Below are 17,913 nucleotides of genomic sequence, written 5' to 3' on the forward strand. Positions count from 1 at the left end.
CTTCACCGAACTCGCCCTGATGTCGACCGCTCACCGGGCTAGGAGGATGCACCGCCGTCGCTGTCTGCGACGTAGTCCTTCTTGAACGCCTCGAGCAGGGAAAGTTCCTCCTTGCCAAGCGTTCGGTCATCAAGCAATTCCGGGCGTCTGAGCCAGGTTCGGCCCAGTGACTGCTTGAGCCGCCACTTGCGAATTTCGCCGTGGTTGCCGCTCAGAAGCACGTCCGGAACGCGCTTGCCGTCGATTTCTTCCGGCCGGGTGTAGTGGGGGCAATCCAGCAGCCCATCGGCAAAGGAATCCTCCTCGGCCGACCCTTGATGCCCAAGCACTCCCGGCACAAGCCGAGCAACGGCATCAATCAACACCATGGCCGGCAGTTCGCCGCCACTTAGAACGTAATCACCAACCGACCACTCTTCATCGATGTCGGCCTCGATCACGCGCTCATCGACCCCTTCATACCGCCCGGCGACCAGAATCAGCTTTTCTCGGCCCGATAACTCTCGCGCCCCTTGCTGATCCAGTGTCCGCCCCTGCGGCGACAGATAAATAACGCGCGCAGGCGTGGCGTCCTCGCCGTGATCGCGCGCTGCGGCCCGAGCATCGGCAATGGCTGAGCGCAGCGTGTCGACTTTCATCAACATGCCAGGCCCGCCACCATAGGGCCGATCATCCACGGTGCGGTGCCGGTCAGTGGCGTAGTCGCGGGGGTTCCAGAAGCGAACGCTCAAAAGCCCCTTGTCGACTGCTCGCCCGGTCACGCCGTGGCGCGTCAGCGCCTCGAACATGTCCGGAAACAGCGACACAACGCCTATCCACACAGCACACACCCCATCGGATGTTGGCTCCGGCGCATGTTAAAACTCCGGATCCCAGTCCACGGTCATGACGCCCTGCTCCAGATCGATGCGCTGAACCACGCCATCGATATAGGGCAAAAGCCGTTCACGCTTGTCCAGACTGTCCGCATCGCCCTTGACCACCAGTACGTCATTGGCACCGGTTTCGAACAGATACTCGATTCGGCCAAGCACATCGCCGGACACGGTAACGACCGAGAGACCTTCAATCTGATACCAATAGAATTCATCCGTACCGAGCGGCTCGAGCTTCTGAGTAGGCAGCCAGATCGTGGCGCCAGCCAACGCTTCGGCATCGGTGCGTGAATCCACCCCGTCCAGAAACACGACCAGACCCTTGCCCTGCGGGCGCCCCTGGCGAACGCGCATGGAAGTCAACGACTCTCCCGTGCCGACCAGCCAGTCAGGGTACTGAAAGATATTCTCGATGGGACTGGTGTAGGAATACACCTTGAGGCCGCCCTTGACGCCATGAGGGCTTGTCAACGTGCCAAGCTGCACCCGCTCGGAAGCACTCTTGTCACCTTGTACGGACGTCTTCAGGGCTGACATCGATCTTACGCCTCGGACGGCGCGGCTTTGCGAGCTTCTTTGACCAGCTCACGCACGCGGTCAGACAGCTGTGCGCCCTGGCTTTCCCAGTGAGCAACGCGGTCCAGATCAAGACGCAGGCGCTCTTCACCACCACGGGCAACCGGGTTGAAGAAGCCAAGACGCTCGATGAAGCTGCCGTCACGCTTGCGGCGCGAATCGGTAACGTTGACTTGGTAGAACGGACGCTTCTTGGCGCCGCCACGAGCTAAACGAATGGTAACCATATCGCTCAATTCCTTTGGTTAAAGACGATCAGGGCAGTTTTGCCCGGCTGAAACACTCACGTGCCCGCATGATGCGGGCACGTAGGTTTGAGGCCGCCGTATTTTACGGGAAACTTCAAGACTTGGGAACCACAAGGCAGGCGTTATTTACGGAAGGAGCCTCCCGGGCCACCGCCCATGGGCCCCCCCATTTGACCGCCGCCCATGCCGCCGCTTCCGCCCATCATGGAGCTCATGCCGCGCATCATCTTCTGCATACCGCCTTTCTTGCCCATCTTTTTCATCATCTTCTGCATCTGCTTGTGCTGCTTGAGAAGACGATTGACGTCAGCGATCTGCGTACCGGAGCCGGCACTGATGCGGCGTTTGCGCGAGCCGGTAATGAGTTCTGGCTTGCGGCGCTCTTTCGGCGTCATCGAGTTGATCATCGCCTCGAGCTTGCCAAATTCCTTCTCGCTGGCCTGTCCCTTGGCAAGCTCAGCCATCTGCCCCATGCCGGGGAGCTTATCCATCAGGCTGCCCATGCCGCCCATCTGCTTGAGCTGCTGGAGCTGATCGCGAAAGTCTTCCAGATCGAAGCTCTGGCCTTTCTTGATCTTCTTGGAAAGCTGATCGGCCTTTTTCTTGTCAACGGTACGCTCGGCTTCCTCGATCAGACTGAGGACGTCACCCATGCCGAGAATGCGCGAGGCGATACGATCGGGGTAGAACGGCTCGAGCGCGTCGGTCTTCTCACCAATCCCGAGGAACTTGATCGGTTTGCCGGTAATGTGTCGCACCGACAAGGCGGCACCGCCACGGGCGTCACCGTCGACCTTGGTCAGGATCACACCGGTCAGCGGCAGCGCCTCGTGAAACGCCTTGGCCGTGTTGGCCGCATCCTGGCCGGTCATGGCGTCGACCACGAACAAGGTTTCCTGCGGCGATACCGCCTTATGCAGGTCCTTGATCTCGGTCATCATGTTTTCATCGATGTGCAAACGCCCGGCCGTATCGACCAGTACGACATCGTGGAACTTGATGCCCGCGTGCTTGATGGCCGCGTTGGCGATATCGACCGGCTTCTGAGAGCTGTGCGACGGGAAGAAGTCGACCCCAACCTCGGACGCCAGTGTTTCGAGCTGGTCGATCGCGGCGGGACGATAGATGTCTGCCGAGACCACCAGCACCTTTTTCTTCTCGCGCTCACGCAGGTACTTGGCAAGTTTCGCCACGGAGGTGGTCTTGCCCGCCCCCTGCAAACCCGCCATCAAGATGATCGCGGGCTGCTTGCGACCGAGCTCGAGCGGCACATTCGCCTCGCCCATGATCGATTCCAGCTCCTGCTGGACGATCTTGACGAACTGCTGGCCCGGCGACAGGCTTTTTGAAACTTCCTGACCCACGGCGCGCTCGCGCACCTGATCGACAAAGGCTTTCACCACCGCCAGTGACACGTCCGCTTCCAAAAGTGCACGACGCACTTCCCGCAGGGTGTCCTTGATGTTGTCTTCGGTAAGTTTCGCCTGCCCGGAAATCGATCTGAGCGTGTGCGACAGGCGATCTGTCAAGCTGTCAAACATAAGCCTCTCCGGCAAGGAAGCACCGCGTGCAACGACGCGACGCCTGGGTAATTTCGTAATTTGCGGCGATTATACGCACATGACGAGACGGCCTCCATGGGTGCGGCGTCGATTGGCCGCAATGAACGGGCCGATACGTCGGATGTCTTGGCCTCAAGGTTGCGTTATAGTGGCCTTGACGTAGTTTCCGCCGATCTGTTCGATTCCATAAGGATAACGCTTGTGATACCGGCGCTGCCCTTCGCCCTAGCCGCCACCGTCCTCTATTTCAGTGCAGGCCTGTGGCAAGCCATGGCGCTTGCCCGTCGCGTGGCCTTGAGACCCCACCCCATTCAATTTCTCGGAGGATTGGGCGCGGTCAGCCATGCCGTTGTCGTGTATTTCTCGATCAACGCCACCCATGGCGTCAATCTGGGCCTTTCCGAAAGCGCATCACTCGCCTGCTGGATGATGGCCGCTCTATTGATCGTCATCAGTCTGTTCAAGCCCATCATCGCAGCCGCCGCGGTCCTGCTGCCGGTTGCAGGGCTTTCAGTGATGGCCGTGGTGAGTCTTCCGGGCAACATGATCGAGTCCGGGTTCACACCAGGCATTCTGGTGCACATCGCCACCTCAATCCTTGCCTATGCGCTCTTAAGCATTGCCGCCGTGTTGTCCATCCTGCTGGCCTTTCAGCAGCACGCACTCAAGAAACACCACCTTCGCGGTATCGTTCAGGTATTGCCGCCTTTGGTGCGAATGGAGCGGTTGCTGTTCGAGGCCATCGGTTGGGGCATGTTCTTTTTGAGTCTGGCCATCGTTTCAGGCTTTCTGTTCGTCGACAACCTGTTCGCCCAGCACCTGATCCATAAAACGGTTCTGTCGCTGATGGCCTGGGTATTGTTCGGCGTCTTGCTCTGGGGGCACCACCAAAAGGGCTGGCGTGGCCAGCGCGCGGTGCGATGGACGCTCGCCGGCAGCGCGCTGCTGCTGATGGCGTACCTCGGCAGCAAGCTTGCCATGACCCTGATTTATTGAGCCGCAGCCCGAGCCGCGGCTTGACAGGCCTGCCCTGAATCCATAAAACCAGCTTCTGCTTTGTTATTGAGGATGCGTAAACGTTGAGCGACGACACTCCGTTAGGGTTGATGTTCACCCTGCTCATACTGCTCATTGCCCTGTCGGCGTTTTTTTCAAGCTCCGAAACCGGAATGATGTCCATCAACCGCTACCGTCTGAGCCACCAGAGCAAGGCCGGTGACAAGGGCGCCAAGCGGGTCATGAAACTGCTTGGACGACCGGATCGCCTGATCGGGGTTATCCTGATCGGTAACAATTTCGTCAATAACCTTGCCGCCTCGATCGCAACCATCATTGCCATTCATGTCTTTGGCGAGGTGTCAGGCCCGGCCATTTCCACCGCCGTACTGACGCTGGTCGTGCTGATCTTTGCCGAGGTCACGCCAAAAACGCTGGCCGCCGTCAAACCCGAGCGCATCGCCTTTCCCGCCTCGATCATTCTCGAACCGCTTTTAAAAATACTCTACCCGCTGGTGTGGCTGGTCAACGGCATATCCAACGGCCTGTTGCGCCTGATCGGCATCAAGGACGTTTCCGGCGGCGCCTCGAGCCTGACTCGAGACGAGCTTCGAACGGTGGTGCATGAAGCCGGCTCGCTGATTCCCAGACGCCACCAGTCGATGTTGATTTCGATCCTCGATCTGGAAAACGTGACGGTCAACGACATCATGGTGCCGCGCCACGAAGTGGTCGGGCTCGATCTGGAAGAGCCGCTCGAGACGCTACTGTCGGAAATTCGCTCAAGCCAGCACACCCGCCTGCCCGTGTTCAAGGGCGACATCAACAACATCATCGGCATCCTGCATTTACGCAATGCCGCCCGCTTTCTGTCCAGAAGCGAGGTCACCAAGGCCTCGATCGTGCAGGAGGCCCGCGAACCCTACTTCATTCCTGAGTCCACACCACTTCATACTCAGCTGCTGAACTTTCAGCAGCAAAAGCGCCGCATTGGTATTGTGGTTGACGAGTACGGCGACATTCAGGGACTTGCGACGCTTGAGGACATTCTCGAGGAGATCGTGGGCGAATTCACGACCGACGTGTCCGGCACCCATCAGGACATTCAGCTCCAAAACGATGGCAGCTACGTCATCGAGGGCACCGCCAATATCCGCGAAGTCAACAAGGTGCTCGGATGGCAGATGCCGACCGACGGCCCGAAGACGCTCAATGGCCTGATCCTCGAACAGCTCGAATCCTTCCCGGACGCTACCGCCTGCCTTCAGATCGGCACGACCCGCATGGAGATTCTTGACGTCAAGGACAACCTGATCACGGCGGCCCGCTGCTGGCAGGCCACCGTGCGCCGGCCGCTAAGGGAAGAGCCTTGAAACACTGCACGTCAAGGGCTGATTCAGGTTTATTGCAAGCCAAGCCAGTACGCTAGAGCGCTTTAGAAGAAATGGAGCACTCCATGCCTTTTGACGCGCACCAAAACCGATCGGCCCAGCGGGCGCTGATGGCCCAGTTATCGGGTTGGAGCATGGGCATGGCATTTGCGCTGTCGTCGCTTACGGTCGCGGCAGCGCCGTGCAGCGCAGGCCTTTCTCAAGACGATGTCTTGCATCTCACGCGATCGGGCCACATCAAGGCATTTCCTGCCATACTGGAAAAAGCACGCCACCACCATAGCGGCAAGCTGCTTGAAGCCGAACTCGAGTGCGATGCCAAGGGGCGCTACGTCTATGAGATCGAACTTCTTGACCAGGACGGCATGGTCTGGGAGCTTAAGTTTAACGCCGTTACCGGCGATTACATTACCGCCAACGAGGAAGAGTAAGTTATGCGGCTTCTTTTGGTAGAAGACAACGTGCCGCTCGCGGACGAACTCAACGCGCTGTTCAGCCGTAACGGATACGCGGTCGACTGGTACACAGACGGCCGCGACGCGGCCAACATGGCCGTGAAGGAACCGTATGACGTCATCGTGCTGGATCTCGGCCTGCCTGGCCGACCAGGCCTGAGCCTTCTTGAAGAATGGCGAGAAGCCGGGCTCGATATTCCGATCCTGATCCTGACAGCCCGCTCGAGCTGGAGCGAACGCATCACCGGGCTTCGCGCCGGGGCCGATGATTACCTGCCCAAACCGTTTCATCCCGACGAGCTGATTTTAAGGCTTCAGGCTCTGGTTCGACGCCGTCATGGTCAACGCCCGTCCCCGACGCTCAACGTCGGCGGCGTGACGCTTGATGAAAACAGTCAGACTGCGATTCGCGACAGCAACGGCACGCCTGTAAGCCTCACCCGCGCCGAATTCGCCATCATGCGCTATCTGATGCACCACCCGGAGCATGTCATTTCCAAGGATCGTCTACTCGATCATTTGTATGACAGTGAGCATGAACGCAATCCGAACGTGGTCGAAGTCCACATCAACCACCTGCGACAGAAGCTCGGCCGCGGCATCATCGTGACCCAGCGAGGGCAAGGCTACCGCTTTGGTGGCGACACCACGCCATGATGTCGCTGACGCGTCGACTTGATCTGGGGCTTTTGATTGCAAGCCTTCTGGTCATGCTGCTGCTGTCTCAGGGCAGCGTGCTGCTGTTCGACCATGTCACTCGAAACTACCTGGGCGAACGCCTTCAGGAAGATGCTGAAAACCTGATCGCCACCCCGACGCTTGACGACTTGAAGCACGATCCCAACCCCGAAAGTCTTCGAGCGTCGTTCAACCGCGTCTACTCGGGGCACTACTTCTCGATTCGGATCGACGGCGGCCAGGCCGTTCGCTCACGCTCGCTTTGGGATTACCAGATCGGCACGCACGGCGATGGACTGGTGCCCGGCCTCGCCGACGGCCCGGGCAATCAGAAGCTGCTGGTCTGGAGCGGCACCTACCAGCGCGGCGGCCACACGCTCGACGTAACGACAGCGCTCGATTACACCCCGGTCACCGAACGCCTGTCCTGGCTTCGCTGGTCGATCTGGGGCTTTGGTGGCGCCATGGCAGGCCTTCTGGTACTGATTCAGCGCCGGGTCATCCGACTCGGACTCAAGCCGCTTGACCGCCTGCAGCGCGAACTCGCTCAGCTGCACGAAGGCCAGCGCATGACACTTGAAACCCCGATGCCGGATGAAATCGCACCAGTGGTCACCGAGCTCAACCATCAGCTCAGCCGAATCGAACAAGTGCTCAACCGCTCGCGCGACGGGATTGCCAACCTCGGGCACGCTCTAAAAACCCCGCTTGCGGTCATGGAAGCACTACTGGGCCGTGAAGAGCTGGATCATCTTCCAGACATCAAACAGGGGCTACGCCATCGCCTCGATGATATTCACCGCCTGATCGAGCGCGAACTTCAGCGCGCTCGGCTCGATACCGGCGAAGTCTCTGCCGCCGCCCGATTCAAGCCCGAAAGCGACCTGCCACCGCTGTTGGACACCTTGCGTGAAATTCATGGCGCGCGGGTCCGCTTTTGCGTGACGGGCGACCGTCCGGCGTCACTGCCCTGGGACCGCGACGAAGTGCTGGAAGTGCTTGGCAACCTGCTCGATAACGCTGGAAAGTGGGCGACCAGTCAGGCGCGCCTGACGCTTTCGACCACCAGTCAGGCGCTAACGCTTCAAATCGACGACGATGGACCAGGTATTGCACCGGAATATCGAGGCGACGTTCTCAATCGAGGCACGCGTCTGGACGAACAGGTAGCAGGGCACGGCCTTGGGCTCGGGATCGTTGAGCAGATCGTCGGCCATCACGGCGGAACGCTGACGCTCGATGACAGCGAGCTCGGCGGGCTCAGGGCATCGATCACACTGCCCTGGCCTACCTCCTCGACTGCCAAAACCTAGCGCGGCTCGCCTGCCAAAAACTAGTGCGGCCGGCGCAAGGGCGGCGTACTTGCATTAAGATCGCCCTCCTCCTTGAGCGCGACGACGCGATCTCTAAGCGCCTCACGCCCAGCATCCGGCGCCATAGCCTCACCAAAATGCAGACACACCTTGGCGCGAACGCGCCGAGGAAAGCCCTTGAAGGGGCCGCCGCCCTGACGTGAGGTCCAGGAGCCCCAAAGCCCCGACAGCGACGCCGGCACGACCGGCACCGGGTCTCGCCGGAGAATCAGGTCAATACCGCGGCGAAACTCGTGCACCTGACCATCACGAGTCAGGCGTCCTTCCGGAAAAAGCATCACCACCTCGCCATTGGCAAGCGCCTCACTGACCTGATCAAGCGCACGGCGCATCCCCTTTGGGTCGCTTCGTTCGGACTCGACCGGAATGGCGCCTGCCATGCGGAAAAACCAGTTGAGCCAGGGCGACTCATAAATCGGCTTATCCATCAGAAATCGGAGCGGCCTGGAGCTTGCACCGCCCAGTACCAGCGCATCCATGAAACTTACGTGATTGCAGACAATCAGCGCAGGGCCGGTAGCAGGAATGTTGCGTCGGCCGGTCAATCGCAGGCGATACCAGATATGGATCGTTAAAAAGATCACGATACGCATCAACGGGCGCGGATGACGCGTTGCCACACTGACCGCGATCATCAGCGACAACAGTGACAGCAGGCCGAACAGCAGATTCAAGGACGCCTGAAACACGCCAAGCATCACCAGCCCGAAGACCGCCGCTGCGATCATGAACAGTGCGTTCAGAAGATTATTGGCCGCGATCATGCGTGCACGCTGACCGTCCGGGCTTCGAAGCTGAATCAGGGTGTACAGCGGCACGATATAAAGCCCGCCACCAAGCCCGATCATCATCAACTTGAACAGCATCAACCAGAATGCCCCCATCCCCAGGAGCGCCTCGAGCGACAACGGCGCACCAGCGAACGGCTCGGTCAGTGCGAACCACCCACCACCCAGCGCGATAATGCCCGCCCCGAGTGGCACCAGGCCAATTTCGAGCCGGCCGGCCGACAGGCGCGCGCAGACGAACGAGCCGAGCCCGATTCCGACAGCGAACGCCCCCAGTAGAAAGCTGAAGGCCTTTTCAGGCCCCATTACCACATCCTTGGTCCACTGCGGCAATTGGGTGAGGTAACAGGTACCGAGAAACCAGAACAGGCTTATGCCCACCAGCGCCTGGAAAATGCCACGCGCATGCCAGGCATCGCGCATGACCGAGACCGACTCTCGAATCGGGCGCCATACGATGGACTGTTTTTGCGCCGGCGGCGCCGAGGGAATGGCGTGGCTGATCATGACGCCCACCAGCGCGACCGACCAGAGACACAGCGCCGGCAGCCAGCCACCTCCTTCGCCGGTGATGACAAAGGCCGAAGCCAGCGTGCCAAAAAGAATGGCAAGAAACGTACCCATCTCGACCCAGGCGTTGCCACCTACCAACTCATGCCGGCCTAGATGCTGCGGCAGGATTGCGTACTTGACCGGCCCGAACAGCGCCGACTGTACGCCCATCATGAACAGAAGCCCGAGAAGCGCCGCGTACGAATCGGTCAACAGCGCCCATGCCGCCCCGGTCATGGTCATAAGCTCCAGCCACTTGAGCCCAACGATCAATTGGCGCTTGTCGAGAGCATCGGCAAGCGTTCCGCCAAGAGCGGAGAACAACAAAAACGGCAGAATGAACAGGCCTGCGGCCAGATTGTTGACCGTACCGGCGTCCCAGCCGCGCTCGGGCACGGCCACGAACGTCACCAGCAAAAGCAACACGTTCTTGAAAAGATTGTCGTTGAAGGCACCCAGCGCCTGCGTCCAGAAAAAAGGCGCAAATCGCCGGTGAATCATCATGTCAGCGCTCACGCTCACTCCTTGTGGTAACGCAACCCCTTGATGATGGTGCCCAGGAGTTGATCCAGGAGTTCATCGACTTCAAGCGGCGCACCCTCCCACGAGCCAAGGCGTCGCGCTAGCCCAAGCTGCACCAGGCCGTGTACGCTCCCCCACAGCGAACGCGCCATGCGGTTGGCTTCAATAGCGGCCAGATCCGGCTGTATCTCGCGAAGCGTCTGCTCGACGCGAACGAACAATTGTTCGATCATCATATTCTGACGCTGATCAAGCTCGCCCTCCTGGGCCAGCGGATGTTCGAACAGAAGCTGCCATCGATAGGGGTGCTCGTGCGCAAACTGCCAGTAGAACTTGGCTAGACGATGAATCCGTTGCCCCGGGTCAGCGCAGGTATAATCGGCATCGATGCGCTCGCGCAGATCGTTGAGCGTGTCGATATTGACGTATTGAAGCAGATTGCTGAAGCTGCCATAGAGCTTTAAAAGCGTGCTGGGGGCACACCCGACTTCTCGGGCGATCGAGCGAAGTGACAATGCGTGAATCGGTTGTGTCTTGAGCCATTCATCGCATGCCGCCATCACTCGCGCATGCAGCTCCTCAGGCGCATGCTGTCGTGGACGGGCCATTGCATTCCCCTAGTATAATTATCATCGAACAGCGTTTTCATACAGCATATCGCTCCGTTACCTAAACGCAAGCGCTTTGTGCGCTGGGGTAACGCAACCCCCTTATCATGCAAGGAAGTGTTATGGCAGGCCGACTCTGGGTGGGCGATTTCGCACTGCCCTCAAGCCTTTCGCCGCTCAATGTGCGCCACCCGCGAAGAGAAAGCCCCAACATGGCGCCGCGTCAGCCGATCACCGTTGTGCGCAGACTCGATGAGGGCCTGGTTCAGGACGAATGCTTCTGGGGGCTGACACCCTCCTGGCTCAAGGTGCTCGACCACGCCCCGCACTGCGCGCGGGCCGAATCCCTGTTCGAGCGCGCGATGTTCAAGGAGGCGATCGCCACACGCCGATGCCTGATCCCGGTCTCCGGCATTTATGTGTGGAAACCGCAGCCCAAGCGCAAGCAGCCCTTTTTAGTGGTTCACGCCAAGCGCCGCCCCCTTCTTCTGGCCGCGCTCTGGACCCGGTTCGAGCAATCGATCGTACAACAGGACAGCTGTGCACTGATCACCGTGCCAGCGATCGACCACCTTGACGCGTTGACAGACCGTCTACCGGCGATGATCGCGCCCCACGCGGCCCGAAAATGGCTTGATCCAGAACTCGAGCTGTCCCACGTCTCCCAGATGCTTGCCCGCCCTTATCCGGAACCGATTGGCGCCTATCCGGTCTCAACACTGGTCAATGATCCCGCCCATCAGGATCGACAATGCACACACCCGACCGGCCCGTTCATCACCGATGCATCCTCATGAGCTCTAGAGTGACCCAACCCCGCTCCATACGTATCGCGGCGCTATTGAGCCTCTGGCTTGGCTGCACCGCGGCTGCGCACGCAGACGCGATTCATAAAAGCCCGAACGATCCGAGGAAGTATCACGCCTTCACGCTCGATAACGGCGTGCACGTCATTACCGTGCACGACCCGAACGCCGAGCGCGCCGCAGTCGCCATGAACGTCGATGTCGGCAGCAAGGAAGACCCGAACGCGCGCCCCGGGCTTGCCCACTTCACCGAGCACATGCTGTTTCTGGGAACGAAGACGCACCCGGCCCCGGAGGGGTTCGACACGTTCATCAGCCAGCATGGGGGGGACAACAACGCCTATACCTCGCTGACCGACACCAATTACCACGCGACCATCGAGCCTGATGCGCTGGAGCCGCTGCTGGCCCGATTCGGTGAATTCTTTGCAGCGCCGCGGCTCGACGCCGACCACGTCGACCGAGAGCGCCACGCCGTCAACGCCGAATACCAAATGCGTCGCCACGACGACAACGCTCGGCTGCGTGATGTTCTTTCACAGCGCATGAACCAGGACCATCCTGCCAGTCGGTTCACCATTGGCTCGCTCGACACGCTCAGTGGCCCCCCGAGTGAGCTTCGACGTGCGGTCGAGCGCTTTTTCACGCGCTACTACCGGGGCGATAACATGACGCTTGCGATCAGTGGCCCACAGCCTTCCCACCGCCTCGAGCAGTGGGCACGGCGCTATTTCAGCGCTGTCAGGAAGGCGTCGCCGCAGCACCGGGACGATACGAGCGCGCCGCTGCCACCGCTGATGGCTGAAAACGCCCTGCCTCAGGCACTTCGTGTAAAGACACTGGAGCAGCAGCGGCAGGTGCGCTTTCTGTTTCCGATTCAGGATCCAACGCAATCGCCGACCGACAACGCGGTCTCCTACATCGCCAGTCTGATCGGTGACGAGGGCCCCGGGAGCCTGCTGGCCGCCCTGAAAGCGCGCGGCTGGGCCAACGCGCTGTCGGCCGGCACCGTGTCAAGTGACGGCACCAATGCGTTTTTCTCCGTACGCGTCGCCCTGACCGCCGAGGGCGCCCGGCATATTGCCCACATTCAGGCCAGCATGTTCGAGGTTATCCAGCGCATCGAGCATTCAGGGCTTGACCGCTGGCGCCTGAACGAACAGCGCCGCCTGACGGATCAGCAGTTCACGTTCGAATCCCTGCCAAGCCCAAGCGCGCTGGTGGGCTACCTATCGAGCGCGGCAGGCACCTATACCGACAAAAACCTTCGCCGCGGCCCCTACATCACCGGTGAGTTCAATGCCCCGCGCCTTCGAGCGGTGCTTGCCAGGCTGCGGCCCGACCGTCTCCTTCGCATCTACAGCGGACCCGAGGTCGACGGTGATTGCCAGAGCCCCTGGTTCGACACGCGCTATCAGGTCGTACAGCCGGCCCACTGGCAAAAGGCCGACGCGCTGTCAGGGCTTTCGCTTCCGATGCCGAACCCCTACATCGCGACCGACCTGACCCAGCGAACGCTCGAGACGACACCACCGACACAGCTTTCGACACCTGAGGGCATGACGGCCTGGTACCACGGCACAACCCGATTCGGTACGCCCAAAAGCAGCTGGCACCTAAGCCTTCAAAGCCCGCTGACCAGCCAAAGCGCGCGCGGACAAATGGCGACAACCCTGCTCAGCCAATGGTTGATCGATAGCCTTGGCCGGACCCTCTATCAGGCCTCGCTCGCCGGCCAGTCGATCGGCGCTTACGCGCACGCGCGCGGCCTGACGATTCAGGTCGAGGGCTGGCGCGACCGTCAGGACGTCATTCTGGGCACCCTGATTCATCAACTTAAACAGGGTGAACTAACTGACACCGACATCGCACGCCTGAAGCAGAATCTGCTCGACGGGTTCGAGAGTCAGGCGCAGGCACCTGCCTATCAACAGCTTCAGCAGCGCATGGCCCAGACAGGCCTTTCGCCCGCCTTTTCGACCGACGAGCAGAAAGCCGCGCTGAGCGCACTGACGGCTGAGGACCTTCGCGCCTTTAGAATTCAATTTCTTGAGCGCCTGCATCTGGATGCGCTGGCGGTCGGAAACCTGACCCGGCCACAGGCCGAGCACACACTGGGGATGATTCAACAACGGCTCCGGCCAACGCTTGGCTCTAACGCCATCCCTTCACTTGCCGCAATGCGCCCGACCCGAGCCCAGCCTCCCTGGTCGGTACCGGTCGAGGACCCCAATCATGCGGCACTGACGTATCTGGTCTGGCCTGACGCCAATGACACCAGTCGTGCGGCGGCGGCAGTCCTTGGGGCATGGCTTGAAAGCCCGTTCTACAGCATGCTCAGAACCAGGGAACAACTGGGGTATCTGGTGTCGGCAGGGTATCAGCCGTTGATCGACGTCCCGCGTCTGGCGTTTGTGGTGCAATCCCCCAAGACCTCGGGCATTGATCTATCACACCGCATCGACCGCTTCATCAACGCTCAAACCCCGCCAGCCACGCCCGCAGAGCTTGCCCCCTTCAAGCAAAGCGTGCTTCACGCCTTGAAGCAGCCTGCGCTTACCCTGTCGGAACTGGCCAATCGACACTGGCAAGCGCAGGCGTTTGGTCAGCTCGGTAACGACCCACGAACGCGCCTGATCGACGCAGTCAGTGCGCTGACACCGGCCACGCTCCAGCACGAATGGCGTCAGGTGATGCGCGAACCAGCGTTCAAGCTGATCGCCGACCCCGCCGGCTCAAACACAAAACCGCAGACCCCGCCGCCTCCGGCCTGGGCCGCCATCGACGTCATACCTGAAGCACCCTCGAAAACGCGGGAGATCACGGAAACGGCCCATGAGGCCGCCCTGAACATCACGAGCCCCTAAACGCATAGAGCGCGCCAATTGGCGCGCTCTATGCGGCTTGATCCCACAGAACGGCTTCGTCGGACGCGAAGGCTTAGCCGAACGCGTCTTCCGGCATCATCGCCTCGACGTAAAGCACGAGCTCTTCGAGAATGTGGCGCTTGCTCTCTTCGAGTTCACTCTGGTTGTAGCGCTCGATCAACCGGGCGAAATCCCTGAGCGTTAGCGACGAGAGCTGCGGCGAATTCATGCGCTCCCAGCGAAAGCGATCCCACTGGGCCTTTTCCTCGCCAGAAAGCGTTTCGGGGTAGTTGCGTGCCCGGTAACGAAAAAGCATTTCTTCAAGGCGCGGGTCCTGAAACGAGGGTGACCACTGAGTCAACGCCTCCGGTTCTGCTTCACGAACTTTCGCCATCTCGCGCTTGTCGGTGCTGCCGAAGAATGCGCCCCCATAAAGCATAAGATCCGGATCCTGCACCGAATCCCCCGGCGGCTCACTGAAGACCGCCCGTGCCTTCTCGGCCACGTCAGTTCGCCCAGCCAACCCCTGCCAGTGCTGCTCGGCCGTAGCCTTGTCGATCGAGAGACGTTCGGCGACGCGCTCATCAACCACCGAGATGGGCATCACCACCGGCGAGCGGTTGATGTGAATCACCTTGAGTGGAATGCGGGTGGTGCCTTCACTCAACTCCTCGGCGCTTGCGAACACGCGCGCCCGGATGTCATCGGCAGAAAGCTCGAACAAGGGTGCCGGATCGACGGCAAGATCATAGACGATCACGCCGTTGGGGTTGGTCGGGTGCTTGGCCAGCGGCACGATCAAGGCGCTGCAGCCTCGTGCGGCCGGGTAGCGTCTCGAGACATGAAGCATCGGTTTCTGGCGCGTGATATCGAGCTTCTCAGACACCACATGCTTGCTCTTGAGCGACAGAAGGTAGTCAAAGAGCTTGGCGTTTTTCGACTTCAAGAGCTTGGCAAGCTCGATGGTTGCATACACATCCGCCAGCGCGTCGTGGGCATTGCCGTGATCGATACCGTTGGCGGCGCTCAGGTGCTCAAGCTTGAAGCTCGGCACGCCCGGCTCACGCTCAGGCCATTCAATTCCATCAGGCCTCAACGCATAAAAGGCCCTGACCGCATCGATCAGATCCCAGCGGGAATTGCCGTTTTGCCACTCGCGGGCATAGGGGTCGATGAAATTACGGTAAAACAGGTGCCGGCTGATTTCATCGTCGAAGCGCAGCGTATTGTAGCCCAGGGCGCAGGTGTTCGACGTCTGCATCAATTCATTGATGCGGCCAGCAAACTCGGCCTCCGGCATGCCTTCACGCCGCGCTTTCTGGGGCGTGATGCCGGTCAGCAGACAGGCGTCCGGATGCGGCAGGTAGTCATCCGCCGGCTGGCAGTACCAAATGACAGGCTCACCGATAACGTTGAAATCATCATCGGTTCGAATCGCGGCAAACTGCGACGGCCGATCCCTGCGTGGGTCGGCGCCGAAGGTTTCATAGTCGTGGAACAGGAAACTCGAAGTCACCCGGCCTCCTTTCGATGCATCAAAGGGTCAGGTGTCGTCCTTGCTGTTGGGCAAGGTCACGTTGAGTTCGAGAATGGAACAGTCATCTTCGCTGTCGAGCGTGATGTTCACCGCATCCTGATCCACGGACACGTAGCGTCGAATGACTTCCAAAAGCTCCTGCTCAAGCATCGGCATGTAATCAGGCTGCCCACGGTGGCCCCGTTGATGGGCCACGATGATTTGAAGGCGCTCCTTGGCGACCGATGCGGATTTCTTGCGCTCTCGCTTGAGAAAATCGAGAAGTTTCACCGGCGCCCTCCAAACATTCGACTCAGGAAGCTTTTCTTCTGCGCTTCGTGGAATCTAAGCGGCACATCTTCGCCCAAAAGCCGAGACACCGTGTCGGCGTAGGCCTGGCCTGCATCGCTGTCATCGTCGTGGGTGACCGGCACGCCCTGGTTCGAGGCGCGAAGCACCGCCTCGGACTCAGGAATCAGGCCGAGCAGCTTGATGGAGAGAATTTCGGTGATGTCGTTGAGATTGAGCATATCGCCATGATCGACGCGGTGCGGGTTGTAGCGCGTGATCAAAAGATGCTCCTTGACCTGCTCCTTGCCCTGCTCGGCCAGACGTGTCTTGGACCCCAAGAGCCCGAGAATGCGGTCGGAGTCGCGCACCGAGGAGACTTCGGGGTTGGTCACGACGATGGCTTCGTCAGCGTAATACATGGCCAACTGCGCGCCGCGCTCGATGCCGGCGGGCGAGTCACAGATGATATAATCGAACTCGTCTTTCAGGTTGTTCAAGATCTGCTCGACGCCTTCCGGTGTCAGAGCATCCTTGTCACGCGTCTGAGAGGCGGGAAGGATGAACAGGTTTTCGGTGCGCTTGTCGCGAATCATCGCCTGATTGAGCGTGGCCTCGCCCTGGATGACGTTGACCAGGTCATAGACGACCCGACGCTCGCACCCCATGATCAAGTCGAGGTTACGAAGGCCCACGTCGAAATCGATCACGATCGTCTTGTTGCCACGAAGCGCCAGACCTGTCGCGATGGCTGCCGCGCTGGTTGTTTTACCCACTCCGCCCTTGCCGGAGGTCACTACGATAATCTTAGCCAAAATCACATTCCTATGCTGACGTTAAACGCGATGACGGCTGGCCAAACGCCAGCGTCGGGCTCACAGCGCCTCAATATGTAAATGGTCTTTTTCCAGATAGACCTGAATGGCCTTGCCAAGCAGCACCGGGTCGATGTCCTCGAGCCGCTTGTAGTTGCCGCTGACGGAAAGAAGCTCGGCGTGAAGCTCGTGGCAGAACACGCCCACGTCGGTGTCTCCATGAATGCCTGCCAACGCGCGACCGCGCAATGGGCCATAAACGTGGATGCTGCCTGCGGCGAGAATTTCCGCACCGGCATTGACCGCACCCACCACGACAAGATCCCCTTCCGGTGCACTGATCTGCTGACCGGAACGCACGGTGCCTCGGTAGACCCGGCCACCATGAGCCACGAGGGTCTCCGCCGCCACAGGCTCGGCAACAGCGGGCTCGGCATCTGGCACCGGGGCGAGCGTGTGCGTGCGCGCCTCAACCGGTGGAAACCAGCCAAGCCCAAGCGCCCACGCCGATTGTTTGGCGCTTTCGCCGCCGCCGCGCACGGCCACCGGCAACAGCTTATGCGACCGACAGATCGCGCAGAGCCGCTCAAGGGCCAGGTTCGGTCCATCGACCTTCTCGACGCTCAACACCACCGGAGTGTGCTGGAAAAACGCCGGAGATTGACTGACCTTGCCACTGAGCTGAGCCTCGACCTCTTCGGGGTCTGCACTGGACAACTCCATGACCGTCATCGGCAACATACCGCCTTTAAAGGTGAAGGCCGTATTTTCTCTGTCCACGTTAAGGCTCATGCCATGCTCCACGTTGGCTGACGTTTTTCATATCAAGGCCCTGCCCTGCGTGCTTTTGGCGGCTAACGCTATAGGCAAGTCCCTGCAAACGCAATCGATGATACGGCCTCGACAGAACAATGTCAGGTGTTGCCAGCATGCGACAGTTTATCGGGGCGTCCTGCGCGATATGGCAACGGTCTTTTGCTTAAAATGCATGGCGCTG

Annotated in this window: 17 protein-coding genes; 7 read left to right on the forward strand and 10 right to left on the reverse strand. The window is 60.1% G+C overall.

The window, feature by feature from the left end; translation table 11 throughout:
* Positions 1–38: 38 nt before the first annotated feature.
* The 4 genes from trmD to ffh all read right to left on the reverse strand — a co-directional run bounded on the left by trmD (position 39) and on the right by ffh (position 3,240).
* Entirely contained in the window at positions 39–821 is a 783-nt protein-coding gene (trmD, locus tag NAT49_RS11560; RefSeq protein WP_251594316.1) for a tRNA (guanosine(37)-N1)-methyltransferase TrmD, read from the reverse strand.
* 36 nt (positions 822–857) lie between these two features.
* Positions 858–1,412, reverse strand: coding sequence for a ribosome maturation factor RimM (gene rimM / locus NAT49_RS11565; protein WP_251594318.1), 555 nt, complete (start codon positions 1,410–1,412; stop codon positions 858–860).
* Positions 1,413–1,417: 5 nt separating this feature from the next.
* Positions 1,418–1,678 (reverse strand): 30S ribosomal protein S16, encoded by a 261-nt coding sequence (gene rpsP, locus NAT49_RS11570; RefSeq protein ID WP_251594320.1) that lies wholly within the window; start codon positions 1,676–1,678, stop codon positions 1,418–1,420.
* 143 nt (positions 1,679–1,821) lie between these two features.
* Positions 1,822–3,240: a signal recognition particle protein gene (gene ffh, locus NAT49_RS11575; RefSeq protein ID WP_251594322.1), complete on the reverse strand. Its 1,419-nt coding sequence runs from the start codon at positions 3,238–3,240 to the stop codon at positions 1,822–1,824.
* Between the two features lie 222 nt (positions 3,241–3,462).
* Between ffh and NAT49_RS11580 the strand changes: the two genes are divergently transcribed.
* From NAT49_RS11580 to NAT49_RS11600, 5 genes are all read left to right on the forward strand, one after another.
* Positions 3,463–4,257 (forward strand): cytochrome C assembly family protein, encoded by a 795-nt coding sequence (locus tag NAT49_RS11580; protein WP_251594324.1) that lies wholly within the window; start codon positions 3,463–3,465, stop codon positions 4,255–4,257.
* An 83-nt stretch (positions 4,258–4,340) separates the two neighbouring features.
* Positions 4,341–5,630 (forward strand): HlyC/CorC family transporter, encoded by a 1,290-nt coding sequence (locus tag NAT49_RS11585; protein WP_251594326.1) that lies wholly within the window; start codon positions 4,341–4,343, stop codon positions 5,628–5,630.
* Between the two features lie 83 nt (positions 5,631–5,713).
* Positions 5,714–6,079, forward strand: a complete 366-nt coding sequence (locus NAT49_RS11590; RefSeq protein ID WP_251594328.1) for a PepSY domain-containing protein — start codon at positions 5,714–5,716, stop codon at positions 6,077–6,079.
* A gap of 3 nt (positions 6,080–6,082) precedes the next feature.
* The gene (locus NAT49_RS11595) at positions 6,083–6,760 is read left to right on the forward strand and encodes a response regulator transcription factor (protein WP_251594330.1); all 678 of its coding nucleotides are present in this window, start codon (positions 6,083–6,085) and stop codon (positions 6,758–6,760) included.
* A complete protein-coding gene (locus NAT49_RS11600) occupies positions 6,757–8,094 on the forward strand; it encodes a sensor histidine kinase (RefSeq protein WP_251594332.1) in 1,338 nt (445 codons plus the stop codon). Before NAT49_RS11595 ends, NAT49_RS11600 begins: the two co-directional genes overlap by 4 nt.
* A gap of 20 nt (positions 8,095–8,114) precedes the next feature.
* On the opposite strand, the gene NAT49_RS11605 is transcribed toward NAT49_RS11600, so the two are convergent.
* Positions 8,115–10,010, reverse strand: a complete 1,896-nt coding sequence (locus NAT49_RS11605; protein ID WP_251594334.1) for an MFS transporter — start codon at positions 10,008–10,010, stop codon at positions 8,115–8,117.
* A 2-nt stretch (positions 10,011–10,012) separates the two neighbouring features.
* Entirely contained in the window at positions 10,013–10,624 is a 612-nt protein-coding gene (locus NAT49_RS11610; protein WP_251594335.1) for a TetR/AcrR family transcriptional regulator, read from the reverse strand.
* Positions 10,625–10,746: 122 nt separating this feature from the next.
* Between NAT49_RS11610 and NAT49_RS11615 the strand changes: the two genes are divergently transcribed.
* Both NAT49_RS11615 and NAT49_RS11620 read left to right on the forward strand, forming a co-directional pair.
* On the forward strand, positions 10,747–11,421 hold the full coding sequence (locus NAT49_RS11615) for an SOS response-associated peptidase (RefSeq protein WP_251594337.1): 675 nt from the start codon (positions 10,747–10,749) through the stop codon (positions 11,419–11,421).
* 8 nt (positions 11,422–11,429) lie between these two features.
* Positions 11,430–14,297 (forward strand): insulinase family protein, encoded by a 2,868-nt coding sequence (locus NAT49_RS11620; RefSeq protein ID WP_251594339.1) that lies wholly within the window; start codon positions 11,430–11,432, stop codon positions 14,295–14,297.
* Positions 14,298–14,370: 73 nt separating this feature from the next.
* Here NAT49_RS11620 and sbcB read toward each other — a convergent pair whose 3' ends face one another.
* Genes sbcB through minC form a run of 4 tightly spaced genes read right to left on the reverse strand, consistent with a single transcriptional unit; the run spans position 14,371 to position 17,708 of the window.
* Complete coding sequence (gene sbcB, locus NAT49_RS11625) at positions 14,371–15,813, reverse strand: exodeoxyribonuclease I (protein ID WP_251594341.1); 1,443 nt, start codon at positions 15,811–15,813, stop codon at positions 14,371–14,373.
* 27 nt (positions 15,814–15,840) lie between these two features.
* On the reverse strand, positions 15,841–16,104 hold the full coding sequence (gene minE, locus NAT49_RS11630) for a cell division topological specificity factor MinE (RefSeq protein WP_251594343.1): 264 nt from the start codon (positions 16,102–16,104) through the stop codon (positions 15,841–15,843).
* The gene (minD, locus tag NAT49_RS11635) at positions 16,101–16,916 is read right to left on the reverse strand and encodes a septum site-determining protein MinD (protein WP_251594345.1); all 816 of its coding nucleotides are present in this window, start codon (positions 16,914–16,916) and stop codon (positions 16,101–16,103) included. Before minD ends, minE begins: the two co-directional genes overlap by 4 nt.
* 60 nt (positions 16,917–16,976) lie before the next feature.
* A complete protein-coding gene (minC, locus tag NAT49_RS11640; protein ID WP_251594347.1) occupies positions 16,977–17,708 on the reverse strand; it encodes a septum site-determining protein MinC in 732 nt (243 codons plus the stop codon).
* Between the last annotated feature and the right edge of the window lie 205 nt (positions 17,709–17,913).

The organism is Larsenimonas suaedae (assembly GCF_023712105.1).
Classification (GTDB): domain Bacteria; phylum Pseudomonadota; class Gammaproteobacteria; order Pseudomonadales; family Halomonadaceae; genus Larsenimonas; species Larsenimonas suaedae.